This window comes from Helicobacter sp. MIT 05-5293 (genome assembly GCF_000765665.2).
Lineage (GTDB): Bacteria > Campylobacterota > Campylobacteria > Campylobacterales > Helicobacteraceae > Helicobacter_C.
Window position 1 is genome coordinate 35,532 of sequence record NZ_JROZ02000001.1, and the last position, 18,040, is coordinate 53,571.

The 18,040-nt window shown below is 39.0% G+C and carries 16 protein-coding genes; 15 read left to right on the plus strand and 1 reads right to left on the minus strand.

What is annotated here, in order from left to right; translation table 11 throughout:
* Positions 1 to 43 precede the first annotated feature (43 nt).
* The 6 genes from LS68_RS00170 (at position 44) to metF (ending at position 6,529) form a co-directional block, all read left to right on the plus strand.
* The gene (locus LS68_RS00170; protein WP_034369535.1) at positions 44 to 805 is read left to right on the plus strand and encodes a class I SAM-dependent methyltransferase; all 762 of its coding nucleotides are present in this window, start codon (positions 44 to 46) and stop codon (positions 803 to 805) included.
* Positions 805 to 1,824: an iron ABC transporter permease gene (locus LS68_RS00175; protein WP_034369533.1), complete on the plus strand. Its 1,020-nt coding sequence runs from the start codon at positions 805 to 807 to the stop codon at positions 1,822 to 1,824. Before LS68_RS00170 ends, LS68_RS00175 begins: the two co-directional genes overlap by 1 nt.
* Positions 1,817 to 2,602: an ABC transporter ATP-binding protein gene (locus tag LS68_RS00180; RefSeq protein WP_052100540.1), complete on the plus strand. Its 786-nt coding sequence runs from the start codon at positions 1,817 to 1,819 to the stop codon at positions 2,600 to 2,602. The genes LS68_RS00175 and LS68_RS00180 overlap by 8 nt, the downstream gene beginning before the upstream one ends.
* Entirely contained in the window at positions 2,589 to 3,215 is a 627-nt protein-coding gene (locus LS68_RS00185) for an energy transducer TonB (RefSeq protein ID WP_034369526.1), read from the plus strand. The genes LS68_RS00180 and LS68_RS00185 overlap by 14 nt, the downstream gene beginning before the upstream one ends.
* Before the next feature lie 186 nt (positions 3,216 to 3,401).
* Positions 3,402 to 5,672 carry a 5-methyltetrahydropteroyltriglutamate--homocysteine S-methyltransferase gene (metE, locus tag LS68_RS00190; protein WP_034369524.1) on the plus strand — a complete coding sequence of 757 codons (2,271 nt, stop codon included), beginning with the start codon at positions 3,402 to 3,404 and terminating at the stop codon, positions 5,670 to 5,672.
* Positions 5,669 to 6,529 (plus strand): methylenetetrahydrofolate reductase [NAD(P)H], encoded by an 861-nt coding sequence (gene metF / locus LS68_RS00195; RefSeq protein ID WP_034369522.1) that lies wholly within the window; start codon positions 5,669 to 5,671, stop codon positions 6,527 to 6,529. The genes metE and metF overlap by 4 nt, the downstream gene beginning before the upstream one ends.
* 70 nt (positions 6,530 to 6,599) lie before the next feature.
* Here the strand turns inward: metF and mnmA are convergent, their stop codons facing one another.
* Positions 6,600 to 7,628 (minus strand): tRNA 2-thiouridine(34) synthase MnmA, encoded by a 1,029-nt coding sequence (gene mnmA, locus LS68_RS00200; protein ID WP_241993627.1) that lies wholly within the window; start codon positions 7,626 to 7,628, stop codon positions 6,600 to 6,602.
* Between the two features lie 133 nt (positions 7,629 to 7,761).
* Here mnmA and LS68_RS00205 point away from each other — a divergent pair, with 133 nt between their 5' ends.
* From LS68_RS00205 to LS68_RS00245, 9 genes are all read left to right on the plus strand, one after another.
* A complete protein-coding gene (locus LS68_RS00205) occupies positions 7,762 to 8,628 on the plus strand; it encodes an ATP phosphoribosyltransferase regulatory subunit (protein WP_241993628.1) in 867 nt (288 codons plus the stop codon).
* 9 nt (positions 8,629 to 8,637) lie between these two features.
* Complete coding sequence (locus LS68_RS00210; RefSeq protein ID WP_034369520.1) at positions 8,638 to 9,879, plus strand: adenylosuccinate synthase; 1,242 nt, start codon at positions 8,638 to 8,640, stop codon at positions 9,877 to 9,879.
* Positions 9,880 to 9,884: 5 nt separating this feature from the next.
* On the plus strand, positions 9,885 to 10,313 hold the full coding sequence (locus tag LS68_RS00215) for a flagellar export protein FliJ (protein ID WP_034369517.1): 429 nt from the start codon (positions 9,885 to 9,887) through the stop codon (positions 10,311 to 10,313).
* The gene (locus tag LS68_RS00220; RefSeq protein WP_034369514.1) at positions 10,310 to 11,089 is read left to right on the plus strand and encodes a pdp protein; all 780 of its coding nucleotides are present in this window, start codon (positions 10,310 to 10,312) and stop codon (positions 11,087 to 11,089) included. Before LS68_RS00215 ends, LS68_RS00220 begins: the two co-directional genes overlap by 4 nt.
* 123 nt (positions 11,090 to 11,212) lie before the next feature.
* Complete coding sequence (locus LS68_RS00225; RefSeq protein ID WP_034369511.1) at positions 11,213 to 11,806, plus strand: heme-binding protein; 594 nt, start codon at positions 11,213 to 11,215, stop codon at positions 11,804 to 11,806.
* A gap of 10 nt (positions 11,807 to 11,816) precedes the next feature.
* Entirely contained in the window at positions 11,817 to 14,303 is a 2,487-nt protein-coding gene (locus LS68_RS00230) for a molybdopterin guanine dinucleotide-containing S/N-oxide reductase (protein WP_138090695.1), read from the plus strand.
* 90 nt (positions 14,304 to 14,393) lie between these two features.
* Positions 14,394 to 14,885 (plus strand): type II 3-dehydroquinate dehydratase, encoded by a 492-nt coding sequence (gene aroQ, locus LS68_RS00235; protein WP_034369507.1) that lies wholly within the window; start codon positions 14,394 to 14,396, stop codon positions 14,883 to 14,885.
* On the plus strand, positions 14,885 to 15,925 hold the full coding sequence (locus tag LS68_RS00240; protein ID WP_034369504.1) for a M24 family metallopeptidase: 1,041 nt from the start codon (positions 14,885 to 14,887) through the stop codon (positions 15,923 to 15,925). Before aroQ ends, LS68_RS00240 begins: the two co-directional genes overlap by 1 nt.
* Positions 15,922 to 17,889, plus strand: coding sequence for a 6-hydroxymethylpterin diphosphokinase MptE-like protein (locus LS68_RS00245; RefSeq protein WP_052100130.1), 1,968 nt, complete (start codon positions 15,922 to 15,924; stop codon positions 17,887 to 17,889). The genes LS68_RS00240 and LS68_RS00245 overlap by 4 nt, the downstream gene beginning before the upstream one ends.
* Positions 17,890 to 18,040 lie beyond the last annotated feature (151 nt).

Genomic DNA, 18,040 nt, shown 5'->3' on the forward strand with positions numbered 1-18,040 from the left:
GTAAAAATAAAGAATCTGATATTAATTGAAGGAGGGAACAACGATGCAACGATCATTTTGGGAGAAAAAAGCGCAAACTTTTCCACGTTTTAAGAAAGGTGCAGAGGATACCTTAGAGATTCTGACATTTTTTCAAGACCAAGGTGTGGATTTTCGCGATAAGGTGGTTTTTGATATTGGCTGTGGCAATGGACGCTTTGCGCTAGAGATTGCTTTTTTAGCAAAGAAAGTCATCGGGAGTGATATTTCTACCAATATGCTTGCTTTTCTTGAGGAAGATGCAAAGACTTTGGGGCTTGATAATATTCGCACATTGCATACGGATTGGGTGGATTTTGATGTTGCGTCTTTGGAAGAGAAAATCGATATAGCCTTTGCATCAATGACTCCTGCATTAAACAACAAACAAGGCTTGTTAAAGGCAATAAACTTAAGCGAACAAGGGCTTTGTTATGTCGGCTGGGGGAGACTGCGAGAATGTGAATTTTTAGCAAAAATCCTTTCCCAACACAATATTACGCTTTTACTCCCTAAAGGTTTGCCTAATGTCCTAGAATGGTTGCAAGAAGAGGGCTATAAGCAGCCAAAATATCTTTACAGAAAGGCAGATTTTACCTATCAAGCACCGATTCAAAAAGCGATTGATGATATTGTATGGCATGTGAGTATTCACGAGGGAGAGCCAAACCTTCATCTCATTGAAGAATATGTGCGACAAAACGAACGCGATGGGCAAATCACTTATACGCATAGTCGTGAAGTGGGTATCGCCTTTATCCCTAAAAAATCCTCAAAGAAAGCTTGATGATTGCTTTATCTGCGCGTAAGATTCTATGGATTGTTTTACTTGCGTGCGCTCTTGTAGGATTTGCGTTGTATGCGATTGGTGTAGGGACGCTTTCTATCAGCTATCACAAAATCTTTGCGATGATTTTTGGCTCTGCACAAGATGTCGCAGGGTTAGAAGATTTTGTGGTGTTTGAGGTGAGAATCCCACGCATCATTGCAAGTATTGTTGTGGGCGGTTCGTTGGCATTAAGTGGGGCGTTGTATCAAGGTATTATCGGTAATCCGCTTGTCTCTCCAAGTATTCTTGGCGTGCTTAATGGTGCGAGTTTTGGCGCGGCGTTGGGTATGTTGCTTGGATTCAATGTGTTGGGTATGGAAGCATTGTGCTTTGCATTTGGAATCTTTGCAATGAGCATAGCGGTGCTACTAAGTCAGCTTTTTGACGGGCGCAGGAGTATTTTGATGCTGATACTTGGCGGTATGATTAGCTCGGCATTTTTTGGCGCGGGGGTGAGTGTGTTAAAGCTCCTTGCTGATCCTTACAATACTTTGCCTAATATTGTATTTTGGCTTATGGGTTCTTTAAGCGGGATTAGTGGGTTTAGTTTCCCTTTGGTGTTTGCGAGTGTCATTTTTGTTTTGAGCTTTATTTTCAGCACGCTTTTTGCGCGTTATGTGGATATACTCAATCTCGATGATGAAAGCGCACACGCTTTAGGTGTGAATGTCAAATTGATGCGGCTTGTTTTTGTGGTGATGGCGACATTTTTAGCGAGTTGTAGTGTAACGCTGGGAGGTATTATTGGCTGGGTAGGTTTGGTGATACCGCATATTGCGCGTTTTATTATCGGCGCAAATCATCGTTTTATGCTGCCTTTTTGTGCGCTTTTTGGGGCGTTGTTTTTACTTTTTTGCGATAGTCTTGCACGAGGTTTATTAAGCACAGAAATCCCTTTGGGAATCCTCACAAGCATTTTTGGAATCCCCATTTTTGTGGCGATTTTATACACGACTAAGCGAGCAGTGAATGAATAGCGCACTTAGTGTTTGTGATATGAGTGTGAAAATAGGCAAGAATAAGGAAATCTTGCGTCATATTAATTTTGAGCTTGGGCGCGGAGAAATCTGTGCAATTTTGGGCGCAAATGGCAGTGGCAAAAGCACGCTTTTACGCGCTATTTTAGGTGTTTTGCCATATAGTGGGAGCGTGAAGATTTTTAATCAAGAATGTCATAGTCTCTCGAATCTGCAACGTTCAAAGATTCTAAGCTATGTCCCACAATCCCAACACATCAGTTTCCCCTTTACTTTGCTTGAAGTCGTGATGATGGGTGCATTTGCTAAAAGCGCGTTTGTCTATCGTGCAGAGGATTCTAAAAAAGCATTTGAGGCATTGGAATTGCTCTCCATTGCTCACCTTGCTTCGCAAAAATTTTCTACACTTTCTGGAGGACAAAAACAGCTTGGACTTATTGCACGCGCACTCGTGCAAGATAGCCCGATAATTGTCCTTGATGAGCCTGTGAGTGCGCTTGATATGTCGTATGCGTTTAGACTTTTGGAGATTCTCTCAACATTGCGTGATAAGAGTATTGTTATCACTTCGCACCACCCTGACCAGTGCTTTATCGCCCAACGCATTTTAATGCTCAAAAAAGGTGAGTTGTTTGCTTTTGGCAATTATGATGAGATTCTAAGAGAATCAACGATTGATGCGCTGTATGGTGTTACGACACAGAGTGTGATGTTGCCAAATGGAGGGCGGTATTTTTGCCCTTTGAATACACAAAGATTTAGCGATGAGAAGAGCTAAGAAAAAGGAAAGAAGTTCTCTTTGTATTGCCTTTTTTATTGCAGTGGGAATCTATGTGCTGCTTGGCGTATGTGTGTATGCGGTGATGATAAAAATGAAAGATTATGAGATTCTTGCTCAAAAGACTTATTATCTTTCACTTTCGCATTTTGTGCCAAGCTCATCACAAGAAACAAATCAAGAGCATCAAAAAGCCCAAGATTCTTCAATTAATGAGATTGATAAGGTGAAACCCACAGCCTCGCGTAAGAAAAAACCTCCCAAAGCGCAAACACATTCATTTCCGCAGACCTCCCAGCCCATATCTGCTCCGTCATCGCAAGCAGTCGATTCGGATTCTGATGATGCGTATGCGCGCAGGATTTATGCACTGATTTCAGAATCTTACACTTATCCCTCGTATTTGAAAAATAAAGGCATCAAAGGAGAAGTAAAACTCCGCTTTGAAATCGATGAAAATGGGGCATTAAATAATGTCAAGATTCTGCAAAGTAGCCGTTTTGAAAGTCTTGATAAACTCGCAATCAAAAGTCTTTTAAAGGCTTCTCATTATTTTCCCAAACCTTCCGCAAATCGTGAGATGATCATTACTCTAGGCTATGGGACAAAGTGATTTTACAGGGTTTATTAAGGGATTTGTAGAATCTTCATATTTATCATAATTAGATATATTTTGAGAAAATAGGCTAAAATTTCCAAAAATACATATTGTGTTTTAAAATATATTGATATTTATTTCATATTTTGGTATATTTCCAAAAATACATATTGTGTTTAAGATTTTTTACGAGGAGTTTTTATGCAGGTTTCTACTATTTCCTATCCGAGAATCGGTGCAAAGCGCGAACTAAAATTTGGGATTGAAAAATATTTTAAGGGTGAGATTTCTCAAGCTGAATTGTTGAATCTAGCAAAAGATTTGCGTCAAGTGCATTGGAGTGAGCAGGCAAAGAATAAGATTGATTTTTTAAGTTGCAATGATTTTTCGTTTTATGACAATATCCTTGATGCAGCGGTATTGTTTAATATTGTGCCAAAACGATATAAAGATTTGGGATTAGATTCTCTTGATGAGTATTTTGCGTTGGCGCGAGGTTATCAAGGCGATAAGGGCGATGTAAAAGCTCTCGCAATGAAAAAGTGGTTCAACACCAATTATCATTATTTAGTGCCAGAGTGTGAAGATGCAAGTAAGATAGCCCTTGTAGGGGAGAAAATCTTTAATGAATTTCTTGAGGCAAAGGCTTTGGGTTATCGTCCAAAGGTCGTGATTGTAGGGATTTTCACACTGCTTAAGCTTATTTCTTTTAGTAATGACAAAGATTTCAATGTGGCTTGTGAATCTTTGCTAAAGGCTTATCTTGCGTTGTTAGGTAGATTGAAAGACATTGGTGTAGAGTGGATTCAGTTTGATGAGCCAGCTTTGGTGTGTGATTTAGATTCTCATGATAAAGAGCTTTTAGGGCGATTGTATGGTGCATTATTGGCGCATAAAAATGGCTTAAAAGTGTTACTCCAAACATATTTTGGCGATATTCGTGATTGTTATGAGCAAGTATTGGGCTTTGATGTCGATGCTATCGGACTTGATTTTGTCGAGGGAATCCAAAGCTTGGATTTGGTGCAAAAATATGGCTTTGATACAAATAAAATCCTTTTTGCAGGGATTGTAAATGGTAAAAATATCTACAAAAATCAATACGCAAAAAGCCTCAAGGTCATCACAGAATTACAAAAAATCACACAGCGCATCGTGCTTAATACGAGCTGTTCGCTTTTACATGTGCCTTATACTTTGCAAAATGAAACCAAACTTCCTGCAAAGACTTTGCAGCATCTTGCTTTCGCACAAGAAAAACTCCAAGAACTCAATGAATTGCGAGAAATCATTGATACAGGTAATAGCACTCACAAGCTTTTAGAATCTAATACGACTTTGCACGCGCATCGTTTAGAATCTCGCAATGATGAGCTTAATAAAAAAATCGCGCAACTTGATTTGGGCAATATCAAACGCTTGCCAAGCTTTAAAGAGCGTCAAAGTGTGCAGAAACAAGCACTGAATCTGCCTTTGTTGCCAACTACAACGATTGGCTCTTTCCCTCAAACAAGTGATGTGCGAGCAAATCGACTTGCGTTCAAACAAGGTAAGATTAGTCTTGAAGAATACACTGCATTTAATCAAGCCAAGATTAAAGAATGTGTAAAGCTACAAGAGGATTTAGGATTTGATGTGCTTGTGCATGGAGAGTTTGAGCGTAATGATATGGTGGAATATTTTGGTGAAAGCTTAGAGGGCTTTATTTTTACACAAAATGGTTGGGTGCAATCATACGGCACGCGTTGTGTAAAACCTCCTGTTGTTTGGGGAGATGTGAGCTGGAAGCAGCCTATCACCGCACCTTATACAACCTATGCGCAAAGTCTCACTTCAAAACCAATGAAGGGAATGCTCACTGGTCCGGTTACGATTCTCAACTGGTCATTCCCGCGAGAGGATATTAGTCTCAAAGATTCTGCCTTGCAAATTGCTTTTGCAATTGCGCAAGAAGTGTTGGATTTAGAATCAAAAGGCATCAAGGTGATTCAAATTGATGAAGCAGCTTTGCGTGAGAAATTGCCTTTGAGAAAGGGTGATTGGCACACACAATATTTGAGCTGGGCAATCCCTGCTTTCAATCTCGTGCATAAAGATGTCAAGCCACAAACACAGATTCATACACATATGTGCTATAGTGAATTCAATGATATTATTAAAGAAATCGATGCGATGGACGCTGATGTGATTTCATTTGAGGCTTCACGCTCGAATCTTGAATTGCTTGATGCGCTTGTCGCAAATCATTTTCAAACAGAAGTCGGACCGGGCGTGTATGATATACATTCGCCTCGTGTCCCCAAAGTCGAAGAAATCAAAACCACGCTTAAAGCAATACTCTCCAAGCTCCCCAAAGAGCAAGTGTGGGTGAATCCTGATTGTGGGCTTAAAACGCGCAATAATCCCGAAGTGGTAGAGAGCCTCAAACACTTGATTCAAGCGACAAAGGAGATAAGAGAGGAGTGGCGATGAGTGAGCCAAAGCCTTGTTTTTCATTGGAGGTTTTTCCTCCAAGAAATACAGATGATTCTCGTAAAATTTATGAAGTTTTAGAGGATTTAAGCCATCTCCAGCCGGATTTTATTAATGTTACTTATGGCGCGGGCGGTTCAAAAAATAGTGATAAAACGCTTGAAATTGTCTCGCTCATTCAGAATCATTATCACATTAAAGCTATTGTGCATCTTCCTTGTATTCATAAAAGCCAAGAGGAAGTTTTGGATTTTTTAGATTCTTGCACAAAAATAGGCGTGAAAGATATTTTAGCCTTGCGTGGGGATAAAGTGGAAAATGCACCTGTGAGCAAGGACTTTACTTATGCGAGTGATTTGGTGCGTTTTATAGAATCTCACAAAGCCTTTAAATTTGAGATATATGGGGCATGTTATCCTGAAAAACACAGCCAAGCACTTGATTGGGTAAGCGATATGAAAGCTTTAAAAATCAAAGTCGATGCGGGAGTGAGCCGACTTTTTACACAATTATTTTTGGATAATGATGATTTTTATGCGTTTAAAGAAAAATGCGCTTTAGTAGGTATCAATGTCCCTATACACGCGGGTATTATGCCGATTATCAATGTTGCTCAAGCGCGTAAAATCACAGCAATGTGTGGGTCAAAAATCCCTCCAAAATTTGAGAGAATCTTGCAAAAATATGCCGATAAGCCTAAAATGATGTGTGAAGCAGGCACGGCTTACGCAGTGGATCAAATCGTGGATTTGCTTACAAGGGGCGTTGATGGGATTCATTTGTATGTGTTAAATAATGCTTCTGTGGCGCGAAAAATCTATGAATCAATACATTGTTTATTGGGACGCTCTAGCTGATAAAAAGTGTAAAAAGAGTTTTAAGAATCTTAAAGTAATAAAATCACTTAAAGATTCTTGTAAGCATTAATCAGACAATCACCCCACCGCCTAATACACAATCTCCTTCATAAACGACTAAAGCTTGTCCTTTTGCGACACCATAGGCGGGTTGCAAAAGAGTAGCGTTAATATAGTCTCCATCAATAGTGATTTCAGCCTTTGTAGGCACACTGCGATAGCGCACTTTGACATCATAGGTTTTTTGGCTAAATTGTTTGGGCAAACTTTTGTTTAACGCTCTGACTGAAGAAACTGCTAATTCTTCTTTATTCCCTACGATAATTTCATTGATTTGGGGATTGATTTGTTTGACATAGTGAGGCTCATGTGAATGAAAGACATTGAATCCTTTGCGTTTGCCAATCGTATAGTGCATATAGCCTTTATGTTTGCCTATGATTTCTCCTTTGCTATTACGCACAATACCCTCATTATCGACTTGTTCGTATTGCTTTAAAATATCAATGTAACTATTTTCTACGAAGCAAATTTCTTGTGATTCTTTATAGGTTTGTAGTGTCCCTAAAAATGGCAGCAATGTAAGGGCGGTTTTTTTAATATCTTCTTTGATTAGCTCACCTAGTGGGAAAATGATAGAATCAATCGCATCTTGAGAGAGCGCATAAAGGAAATAGCTTTGGTCTTTGCGCTCATCGATTGCTTTGGCAATGCGCTTGATGCCATAAATTTCTTTAATCCGTGCATAATGCCCTGTAGCGATGCGCTCACAGCCGTATTCTCGCGCCTTTTGAAGTCCTAAGCCAAATTTAATCAAAGGATTGCAAATTGCGCAAGGGTTGGGTGTCTGCCCTTCTTTGTAAGCTTGGATAAAATTTTGATACACTTCTTGATGAAATTCTTTTTGTGCGTCAATGACTTCAAAAGCGATTCCTAAATGTTTTGCGACATCGTGGCAATTTTGGATATAGATTTGATGCTTTTTTTCCTTATTATGAAGCTTCAGATAGAATCCTTGCACTTCGTAACCTTGAGATTGTAATAAATATGCGCAATAAGAGCTATCTACCCCACCGCTCATTAATAATCCGACTTTCAATAGATTCCTTTAAATAATGAATTTTTAAAAGCAAGAGTGTATCATTTTAAAACAAGTGCTTTGCAAATGTGATTAAAACGAATTTATGTTATAATAAATGCTTTTTTATATTATTAATATTATAAAGCAGGATATGACATTGATTCTAGAACATGAATTACCACAAGGAAGCAAACTTTATTTTGACACATCAGCGAAGTTAAAACGCGATATAGAATCGTTGGCTGTGGAATACCTCTATCAAAATGACTATAAAGAAATTGTAACGCCAATTTTTACCTTTTTGGAGCATCAAGAGGATTTTTCTAATCGTCAGCTTTTGCGTTTAAGCGGAGAGAGTAATCACCAAATTGGATTGCGCTATGACACGACTTTTGATGCAATGCGTATTATCACAAAACGCATTGCACATAGCAGTGAGCACAAAAAGTGGTTTTATGTCCAGCCTGTATTTAGCTATCCGACAACAGAGATTCACCAAATTGGTGCGGAACATTTAGGGAGTGATAGTCTTTCGCCCGTAATGTGCTTGGGCGCGAGTATTATGACGGCACTAAAGCTCAAACCATTTCTGCAAATCTCTAATATGAAGATCCCTCTTTTGTGTGCTAAACATAGTGGCGTGGATATAGAATCTTTTGCCGCACTCAAGATTGAAGAGCTTTTGCAAATGGATAGCTATATCGCACAACTTGTGCGTGTGAGCAGTAAAGATGAGCTCAAAGAGGCGATCAAAAAAGCTCCTGCATTTTTAAAAAATGAGCTAGAGCGTTTGTTGGAATGTGCAAGTTATTGTGAGTATGAAAATACCTTATTTTCACCTTTAGCTTGCGCACCCAACTCGTATTATGGTGATTTGTTTTTTAAAATGTTTATCAATAATGCGACTTTATTGCAGGGTGGAAAATACAGCATCGGTAAGCAGTCTTCATGTGGGTTTGCGATTTACACCGATGAGGTCGTAGAGTATTTGTTGTTAAATAATATTTCAATAAAGTAGGGAGGAAATATGGCAGACTTGATTGTCGGAATACAATGGGGCGATGAGGGCAAAGGCAAGGTCGTAGATTCCCTAGCTGGACAATATGACTATGTAGTGCGTTATCAAGGTGGGCATAATGCGGGGCATACGATTGTTGTAGGTTCGCGAAAAGTCGCTTTGCATCTTTTACCATCAGGGATTTTATACCCACATTGTAAAAATATTATCGGTAATGGTGTAGTGATCGATCCTTGGGCATTAGCTGAAGAGATGCAATCATTTGAGAATCTGCAAGGGCGATTGTTTGTGAGTGATAAAGCTCACCTTATTTTGCCTTATCATATTCTACTTGATCAAGCCAAAGAAAAAAACAAACAACGAGCTATTGGCACGACAGGCAAAGGGATAGGTCCTTGCTATGGGGATAAGATTTTGCGCAATGGCATTAGAGTAATGGATTTAAAAAATCTTGAGGTCATGAAGACAAAAATCGCACATATCTTACAAGAGCTTGGCTATGTTGAAAAACTCTATGGGATAGAATTGCCAAGTGTGGATTCTATTATGCAAAAAATAGAATCTGTGCGCCCTTCTATTATGCCTTTTATTGCAGACAGCACGCAGATTCTATGGAAAGCACAAGAAAAGGGAGAAAAAATATTGTGTGAGGGTGCGCAGGGCAGTATGCTTGATGTGGATCACGGCACTTATCCTTTTGTAACAAGCTCTACAACGATTGCCGCAGGTGCGTGCAGTGGGAGCGGACTTAGCCCTAAGAGCTTGAAGAATATTATTGGCGTGGCGAAAGCCTATTGCACACGCGTGGGTAATGGTGTGTTTCCTACAGAAGAAGAGGGAGAAGTAGGCGAATGGCTACGACAAAAAGGCGGAGAATTTGGCACAACTACAGGCAGAGCAAGGAGATGCGGGTGGTTTGATTCTGTGGCAGTGAAGTATGCGTGTGGATTAAATGGTTGTGATAGCCTAAGTATTATGAAACTTGATGTGCTTGATGGATTGGAGCGCGTGAAAGTCTGTGTAGCGTATGAATATGAAGGTAAAAGGATTGATTATATCCCTACAGATTATAACAATGTCAAGCCTATTTATCAAGAATTTGAGGGCTGGGAGAAAACTTGCGGTGTGAGGAGTTTTGACTCATTGCCTTCAAAAGCGCAAGATTATATTAAGGCTCTTGAAGAGATAACTAAAGTGAAAATCTCAATGATTTCGACAAGCCCACAACGAGATGACATAATCATGCGGTAAAAACGATGAAAACAAAATTCAGTGCGATTGTGGATTTGCGTAAAAAAGATATGCAAAAATGTGAGCGTGAAATTATGCAAAATGAAAACAGAATTGCCGATAAACACAGCCAAATTGCACATTTGAATCAATCATTTGAAAAGTTACAAATCCCACAAAATGGTTCTTTTGATTGTTTTCAAGCGTTTGAAATATCCAAAAGGGCGATTTTGTATGAAATTGAGATTGCGATGCAAGAGCTTCAAGACTTGCAAAACACGAAGAGTGCTTTACAAGAGCGATATAAGCACTTAAATATTGAGTATGAAAAAATCAAATTCCTTGATAAAAAAGTGCAAGATGAAGTGATCAAAGAGCTTAAATATCGTGAAAAAATAGAAAGTGATGAGATTGCTACGATGCTTTATAACAATACGCTAGGAGGGATTGTATGAAAAAAATCATTCTACTTATTGGCGTAACAAGCTTTTTGTGGGGGGTAGATTCTCATTTGTTGGATTGTAGTATTATTTTTGAAACGCGCAAAGATGAGATAAAAGCCCAGCTTGATGAGATTGATGAGCGTCAGCAGGCTTTACAAGTGCTGCAAAATGCTACACAAGTTCTTCTTGATGAGAAACAAAGACAATTGCAAGCAAAAGAAGCAGAGATTGATCAAAAGATTCTTGTTTTTGCTCAAGAACAAGAGAAAGCTCAAGCTGATATTGACGAAAAAAATAAACAAAACACTCAAGCCCTAGAAGAAAAAGAACAAGCAATTTTGAATCTGATTGCGCAAAATGAGGAGATTCTCGCGCAAATCAAAGAAGTCAAAGATGATAAGATTATTAAGGCTTATCAAGGAATGAAAGAGGCTAAGGCTGCGGCTATTTTGGCGGGTATGCCTGAATCTGAAGCTGTGGATATTCTTTCAAAAATGGAAGTAAAAGATATAACAAAAATTTTAGGCAAAATGGACGATCAAAAAGCTGCGACAATCACTTCTGCACTTCGCGCCGTAGAGCCTAATCGTCTTGAAGATTCTGCAGCTTCGTCTGCTCCTTTGCCCAATCAAGAAAAGTCTGATGATGAAGACATCGCACAAGATGTGCAAGAACCTCAAGATATGTCTGAAAACGAAGATTCTCAAGATGAAGAGACAGATAGTCAATCAACTCAAGAAGACTCACCAGACACACAACAAAATCCACAAGATAATAACGCTTTATAGTCTAAAAATCCCCATATACTAATATGTTTATATTAATTTTTATATAAAGAAAAATAACGCATTTTAATTTGATTTTAATCAAATTGGTTTTATTCTGCTTAAAGATTGCTTTAAGGAGGATCAATGAAAATGCTTATTAAACTCGTTGTGCTGACAGCAATAGCATTTGTGTATGCACAAGGAGGGGAAATCAAATATGCTTCTAAGGTCAAATCGCTTTACAAAGAAGGCGATGATAAGGTCGTGGGGAGGCTTTTACCCACCGCTAAGGTAGAAGTATTAGAACAAAAAAACAACAAAGTGCTTTTGCGTATCAAGGGTTACACGCAAGCAGACGCGCAAGTCGCATTGTATTACGCACCCAATCGGCGGATTCTCAACGCTGGATTCTCTAAAAATTCTGGAGTGGTCTTTAATCGTATAGAATCTTTTAAAGAGAGTGAGAGCAAACAAGAATGGAATCTTGCAAGTGTGGATTTGTGGAGTGATAATGTGGATTTGGTCGATAAGGTTGAGCCACTTTATCAGGAAGCGCAAGAGCTTTTTGCAAATTGCTCAATTTGCCATGCTTTGCACCCACCAAAGGAATTTAGCGCAAATGCGTGGCCAAGTGTGGTCAAATCAATGAAAAGTCGCGTAGGGCTTGATAGTGATCAAGAGTATTTACTTTCTCAATACCTACAAAAAAATGCTAAAGATATGCCTAAAGAAAAATAAAGGAGAAATAATGAATCCAATCAATAGACGACAAGTGCTTCAAGCAATGGGGAAAGGTTTAGCGATATTTGCCCTTGTGCCTTTTGTGGGCTGTGATAATCAAAGTAAAAAGACAGCCATAGAATCTGGTGTCAAGAGTTTTAGCGAGAATCTTGTGCTTGATGGAGAGGTTATCACAGGGGCTCATTGGGGAGTATTAAAAGCGACAATTAAAGAAGGGAAAATCGTCTCAAGCACTAATGCGCTTGATAATGCAATGCCTAATCCTTTGCACAGCACGATTCCGGATTTGGTGTATTCACCCACACGCATAAAGTATCCTATGGTTAGAAAATCATACCTTGAGAATCCTGATAATCCAAAACCCGAATTGCGGGGCGATGATGAATGGGTAAGGGTGAGTTATGATGATGCAATTGCATTGATTGCTAAGGAATTGAAAAAGACTTACAAACAAAAGGGTAAAGAGGGCGTATTTGCGGGTTCTTATGGTTGGAAAAGTAGCGGGAATCTTCACAATGCGAGAATCTTATTGCAGCGATTCATGGGAATGGCTGGCGGTTATGTGGGTGTAACAGGGGATTATTCTACGGGTGCTTCACAGGTGATTATGCCTTATGTCGTGGGAAGTATTGAAGTGTATGAACAACAAACTTCTTTTCCTTCAGTATTAGATCATACACAGGTAGTAGTCATTTGGGGTGCTGATCCAATGGTAACATTGCGCAATGCTTGGACGCTTAATGAAGGCACGGGGCTTGATTTTTTCAAGAAACTTAAAGAATCTGGCAAGAAAATTATCAGTATTGATCCAGTGCGAAATATGACTTGTGATTATTTGGGTGCAGAGTGGATTGCTCCTTTGCCTAATACAGATGTGGCATTGATGCTTGGTATTATGCACACCATGCTTAAAAATAATCAATACGATAAAGATTTTATAGAAAATTACACGCAAGGCTTTGAACGTTTTAAGGCTTATTTGCTAGGAGAAAGCGATGGCGTAGTGAAAGATTCTCTATGGGCAAGTCATATTTGTGGTATTTCAAAGGCAAAGATAGAATCTTTAGCAGAACTTTTTGTTGGAAATCGCACGATGTTAATGTCTGGTTGGGGTATGCAAAGGGCTCATCATGGTGAGCAGGCTCATTGGAGTTTGGTAACGCTTGCTTGTATGATAGGACAGATTGGGCTACCCGGTGGCGGATTTGGGCTAAGCTATCATTATAGCAATGGCGGCTCGCCTACAGCGACTGCTCCTGTGGTCGGAGGTATGAATCTAGGCAATGTGAGCAATGGAGGAGCAGAGTGGTTGATGCAAGGAAGTGATAATAACTTCCCCTTAGCTCGTATTGCTGATGCACTATTACACCCGGGTAAAACAATCGATCATAATGGTAAAAAAATTACCTATACAGATATTGATTTCATTTATTGGGTAGGTGGCAATCCGATTGTGCATCATCAAGATACAAATACTTTTCTTAAGGCATGGCAAAAGCCCCGCACAATTGTTGTCAATGAGATTTATTGGACGCCTACTGCGCGTTATGCTGACATCGTGATGCCTATTACGACAAGTTATGAACGCAATGATATTTCTATGAGTGGGGATTATTCGAATCTGCATATTGTGCCTATGAAACAGCTTGTAGAAAAGCAATTTGAAGCTGTTGATGATTATCAAGTTTTTTGTGATTTAGCAAAGGCTTTTAATGTCTATGACAGATTCAGTGAGGGCAAAAATGAAATGCAGTGGCTGAAAGAGTTTTATAATCAAGCCCTTAGCCAATCTCAAGGGTTGATGCTTGAATTACCGGATTTTGAGAGTTTTTGGAAGGCAAATGCACCGCTGAAGTTTGAAATCCCTTCAGAATCTGAAGAATTTGTGCGCTATGGGGATTTTAGAGAAGATCCGATTTTAAATCCGCTCGGCACAGATTCTGGTTTGATTGAAATTTACTCTCATACTATTGAAAAATACAATTATAAAGATTGCCCTGCACACCCTACTTGGCTTGAACCTATCGAATGGCTAGGTATGGAGAACAAACCTGCAGAATTTGCTCTTATCACTTCTCACCCTGCATATCGGCTGCATTCTCAACTCGCCAATACCTCTTTGCGCAAGGAATATGCAATTGCTGATAAAGAGCCTATTTGGATTAATGCCAAAGACGCACAAGAAAAAGGTATTAAGACGGGTGATGTTGTGAGTGTGAGCAATGCGCGAGGAGAAGTCTTAGCTGGGGCTTTTGTAACAGATTCTATCAGAAGAGGCGTGGTGCGTTTGTGTGAAGGCGCATGGTATGATCCACAAGAGCATGGCAAGATTGGTAGTCCTTGTAAGAATGGCTCATCTAATGTCCTTACGCTTGATATACCTACTTCTGCGCTTGCTAATGGCAATATTGCCCATACTGCACTTGTGAATATTAAAAAATACGAAGGAGAAGTAAAACCGGTAGATATTTTTATCCCACCTGAAGGCGCGTAACTTTAATGCCTTAGATTTGCTTCTAAAATCTTAAGCATTAAATGAATGATTTTGGCTATAATATGAGGCTATTAAGTTTAAAGGAGTGGTATGAAAATCTTAGTTATTCAAGGACCAAATCTTAATATTCTCGGACATCGTGAGCCTCATATTTATGGTAATTTTACGCTTGATCAGATTCATCAGAATCTTCAGGCACAGGCACAACAAAATAATGCTGAATTGGAATTTTTTCAAAGCAATTTTGAGGGAGAGATTATCGATAAACTTCAAGAATGTATCGGTGGAGAATATGTCGGTGTTATTATCAATCCCGCCGCATTTTCGCATACTTCTATTGCTATTGCTGATGCGATTGCGAGCTGCGGTGTTCCTGTGATTGAAGTGCATATCAGCAATATTCATGCGCGAGAAAAGTTTAGAGCGCATAGCTATACTGGTGCCGTAAGTGCGGGTGTTATTACGGGATTTGGAGCATTTAGCTATCATTTGGCTTTGATGGGAATCTTACAGATTGCAAGTGAAATCGCTGCTCTTAAGGCTCAACAAGCCCAACAATCTCAACAAGCTGTCAAACCTTAATGAAAGCATATCTTACTTTTAGTCAAAGTGCTCAATACTATGAGTGTGGATTTAGCTGTGATAATGCCGTTGTGGTGCGGGTAGATGAGGCGAGATTTTTTATCACAGATTCTCGTTATACTTTAGAGGCAAAAGAATCTAGCTATTCGGGTGTGGAAGTCATCGAATCAAGGGATTTTATCCAAAGTATTCAAGGCATCGTCAATCGTTTTAAGCTTAAAGAAATTGCATTTGATTCACAAGAAGTCAATGTTGATTTTTATCAGAAGCTTTACGCGGGATTAGAGGCATTTAAGTGTAGTCTTGATGCGCAAGCAAATTTTCATCAAAAACTTCGCATCATTAAGACAAAAGAAGAAATCGAGCTTATTCGTCAATCACAAAAGCTCAACAAAAAAGCTTTTAAAAATTTTGCCAAATATCTTGAAAAAGCATTAAAAGATGCTCCTAATGAGCAAGAATTGCATTATGAAGCGATTAAACACTTGACCTACAAAGGAAAATATGCCTTGAGTTTTGAGCCTATTGTCGGCATTAATGCGAATGCTGCTAAGCCTCACGCATTGCCATCAATCAAGTGTAGATTGTATAAGAATGATTTGCTACTTTTTGATGCAGGAATCAAATACAAACGCTATTGTTCGGATATGACACGCACAGCTTTGATAAAAAGTGAAATAAACTTTAGTAAAGATCAAAAGTTTAAAGACAAGCAACGCATGCAGATTTATGATATTGTCCGAAAAGCACAAGAAAATGTCATCAAAAATGCGCGTAGTGGAATGAGTGGGAAACAAATAGATTCTCTAGCGCGAGAAGTCATCGAAAAAAATGGCTATGGAAAATATTTTATCCACAGCACAGGACATGGGGTAGGGCTTGATATACATGAATTACCGCGTATTTCGCGCATAAGTGATGAAATCGTGCAAGATGGTATGGTGTTTTCAGTCGAACCCGGTATTTATTTGCCTAACGCCTTTGGTGTGCGCATTGAAGATATTGTCGTAATGAAAAACGGACGAGCGGAAGTTTTGTGAGTGATATTAGCCTTTTAGAGATTATCCATTCGCGACAGCTTCATCTTTTGGATTCTTGGAGTGCGCGAAATTATGCTTTGAATATGAGCTTTTTTGCATCACTTAATCCAAAACTTTTTGAAGAGCTTAAGAATCCTCCTACACAATATAATCTTTACCTTGAAGGTGAGAATCTTAATATCATTGATATATGCAATCACAGCTTTGTCTATCCTATTATCAATGGGCATCATCAAATGATTGAGCAAAATATCCAACTTGCTCAAAATCCGCTCAATAATCAGCTTTATACGCTTCACACCAATCATCTAGCACTTCAAAAGCTTGATGAACAAAAAATTCCCTACACTGCCAAAATTTGTAATGAAATGATTGATATTATGATGCAAGAATATGGCGGACAGAATCGTTTTCATCTGCCCCAGCATTTTTTGCCTAATATGACACTTTTTGGGCTTTTGGGCGGTATGTTTTTGGAATTTTTACTTGAAGAGGGATATTTTTTTCACTCTCTTTTGCTTTTTGAGCAAGAGTTGGATTTGTTTCGTATTTCGCTTTATTTTGTGAATTATCCTAAGCTGTTTGAGCAAGTCTCCGAGCATTCATGCTATATTTTTGTGAAAGATTTATTGCACAAAGAATTGGTGCAAAATTATTTTACTCACAAAAAAATCACGAATAACTTTTTACGATTAGAATTGCAGCTTTATGACAGCCCCAAAATTGATCGTGTGCGGGAACATATTGCAGAATCTTATGCGATTAATGCGCGGGGTTGGGGGAGCTTTGATGATGAAATGATTGGTGTGAAAAATACTTTTGCAAATCTTGGCAATGATGCGCATCGGCTCAAGTATCCCATCTTGCACCAACCTAAACGCGTTAATATTCCTGTTTGTGTCGTGGGAAATGGTGCGAGTCTTGATGCGTTATTACCTTTTATCAAGGCTAATCTTGATAATATGATTGTCTTGAGCTGTGGCACGGCACTAAAGCCTTTGAAAAATGCAGGTATTGAGCCAGATTTTCATATTGAAATCGAACGGATTGATTATCTTAAAGATGTTTTAGAATCTGCACCTTTGGGTGATACTACGCTTTTGTGTGGTAATATGGTGCAGCCTAATGCTATAGAGATTAGCAAGGAAGCTTATATCTTTATGAGAGGCGGGAGCGCGAGTTCGTATTTTGGAAAACCTTCAAGCGTGATTGAATTTGCCGCTCCTTATGTGGGGAATGCAGGCTTTGCTTTGGCGTGTTTATTAAGCGAAGAAGTTATTGTTTGTGGGTTAGATTGTGGCTATATCAAAGGGAAAACAAAGCATGCTAAGGGATCATTTTATGGAGAAGAAGATAGTGAGATTCCTAAAAATGCTTATAAGGTGCAAGGAAATGGGGATTATGAGGTGTATGCTGACGCGCTTTTTTCACTTTCAAGCGCAATGATGTCTCGGGCAATCAATGTCTTTAAACCTCATCTTGTGATTAATCTTGGTGATGGTGCGTATATACAAGGGAGCAAGGCAGTAAAGCCTAGTGCATTTGATTTGCGTGAAGTCGATAAACAGAAGTTTGTCAAAGAGCTTAAAAGTTGTATGAATGCGGATAAAGAATCTGTGTTTGCGTATTATCCTAAAGACGCGTATTTAAGTGAGATTCTTGCATTTAAAGAGCAAATTATTCGGGCTTTAAGCTCTCCTGTTGGTGGGAAAAGAGCATTGTTTGAGCGAATTGATTTAATCCATAAAATAAGCCTTAAGCAATCTTCGCAGAATCCTTTCGTGGGTGTGCTTTTTGAAGGCAGTATCTCGCATATTTTGCATTCGCTAATGGTGTGTGCGTTGCATATTCCTCGTGATGATATTAGTGGATTCTATCAACGATGTGTAGAGTGTATTATGCTAGGGCTTAATCAAATGACGATGAATTATCGAATGGTCAGTTTTAGCGTGCAGCAATTATAGGGCTTGCATAAAGTTTATTTTTGATATTGTCATTTTAATGGTTTAGGTATCTTGTATCTGAGGGTTTAAGTGAAAAGAGAATCTCTTTGTGCGGTATTGTGAAAATGTTATTTTCTAAAGAATAAATGCTCATTCGGTGGGATTAGCCCTC

Bases quoted from the DNA above. Each gene is read 5' to 3' on its own strand.
- LS68_RS00170 (WP_034369535.1), top strand. From the start codon at position 44: ATGCAACGATCATTTTGGGAGAAAAAAGCGCAAACTTTTCCACGTTTT.
- LS68_RS00175 (WP_034369533.1), top strand. From the start codon at position 805: ATGATTGCTTTATCTGCGCGTAAGATTCTATGGATTGTTTTACTTGCG.
- LS68_RS00180 (WP_052100540.1), top strand. From the start codon at position 1,817: ATGAATAGCGCACTTAGTGTTTGTGATATGAGTGTGAAAATAGGCAAG.
- LS68_RS00185 (WP_034369526.1), top strand. From the start codon at position 2,589: ATGAGAAGAGCTAAGAAAAAGGAAAGAAGTTCTCTTTGTATTGCCTTT.
- metE (WP_034369524.1), top strand. From the start codon at position 3,402: ATGCAGGTTTCTACTATTTCCTATCCGAGAATCGGTGCAAAGCGCGAA.
- metF (WP_034369522.1), top strand. From the start codon at position 5,669: ATGAGTGAGCCAAAGCCTTGTTTTTCATTGGAGGTTTTTCCTCCAAGA.
- LS68_RS00205 (WP_241993628.1), top strand. From the start codon at position 7,762: ATGACATTGATTCTAGAACATGAATTACCACAAGGAAGCAAACTTTAT.
- LS68_RS00210 (WP_034369520.1), top strand. From the start codon at position 8,638: ATGGCAGACTTGATTGTCGGAATACAATGGGGCGATGAGGGCAAAGGC.
- LS68_RS00215 (WP_034369517.1), top strand. From the start codon at position 9,885: ATGAAAACAAAATTCAGTGCGATTGTGGATTTGCGTAAAAAAGATATG.
- LS68_RS00220 (WP_034369514.1), top strand. From the start codon at position 10,310: ATGAAAAAAATCATTCTACTTATTGGCGTAACAAGCTTTTTGTGGGGG.
- LS68_RS00225 (WP_034369511.1), top strand. From the start codon at position 11,213: ATGAAAATGCTTATTAAACTCGTTGTGCTGACAGCAATAGCATTTGTG.
- LS68_RS00230 (WP_138090695.1), top strand. From the start codon at position 11,817: ATGAATCCAATCAATAGACGACAAGTGCTTCAAGCAATGGGGAAAGGT.
- aroQ (WP_034369507.1), top strand. From the start codon at position 14,394: ATGAAAATCTTAGTTATTCAAGGACCAAATCTTAATATTCTCGGACAT.
- LS68_RS00240 (WP_034369504.1), top strand. From the start codon at position 14,885: ATGAAAGCATATCTTACTTTTAGTCAAAGTGCTCAATACTATGAGTGT.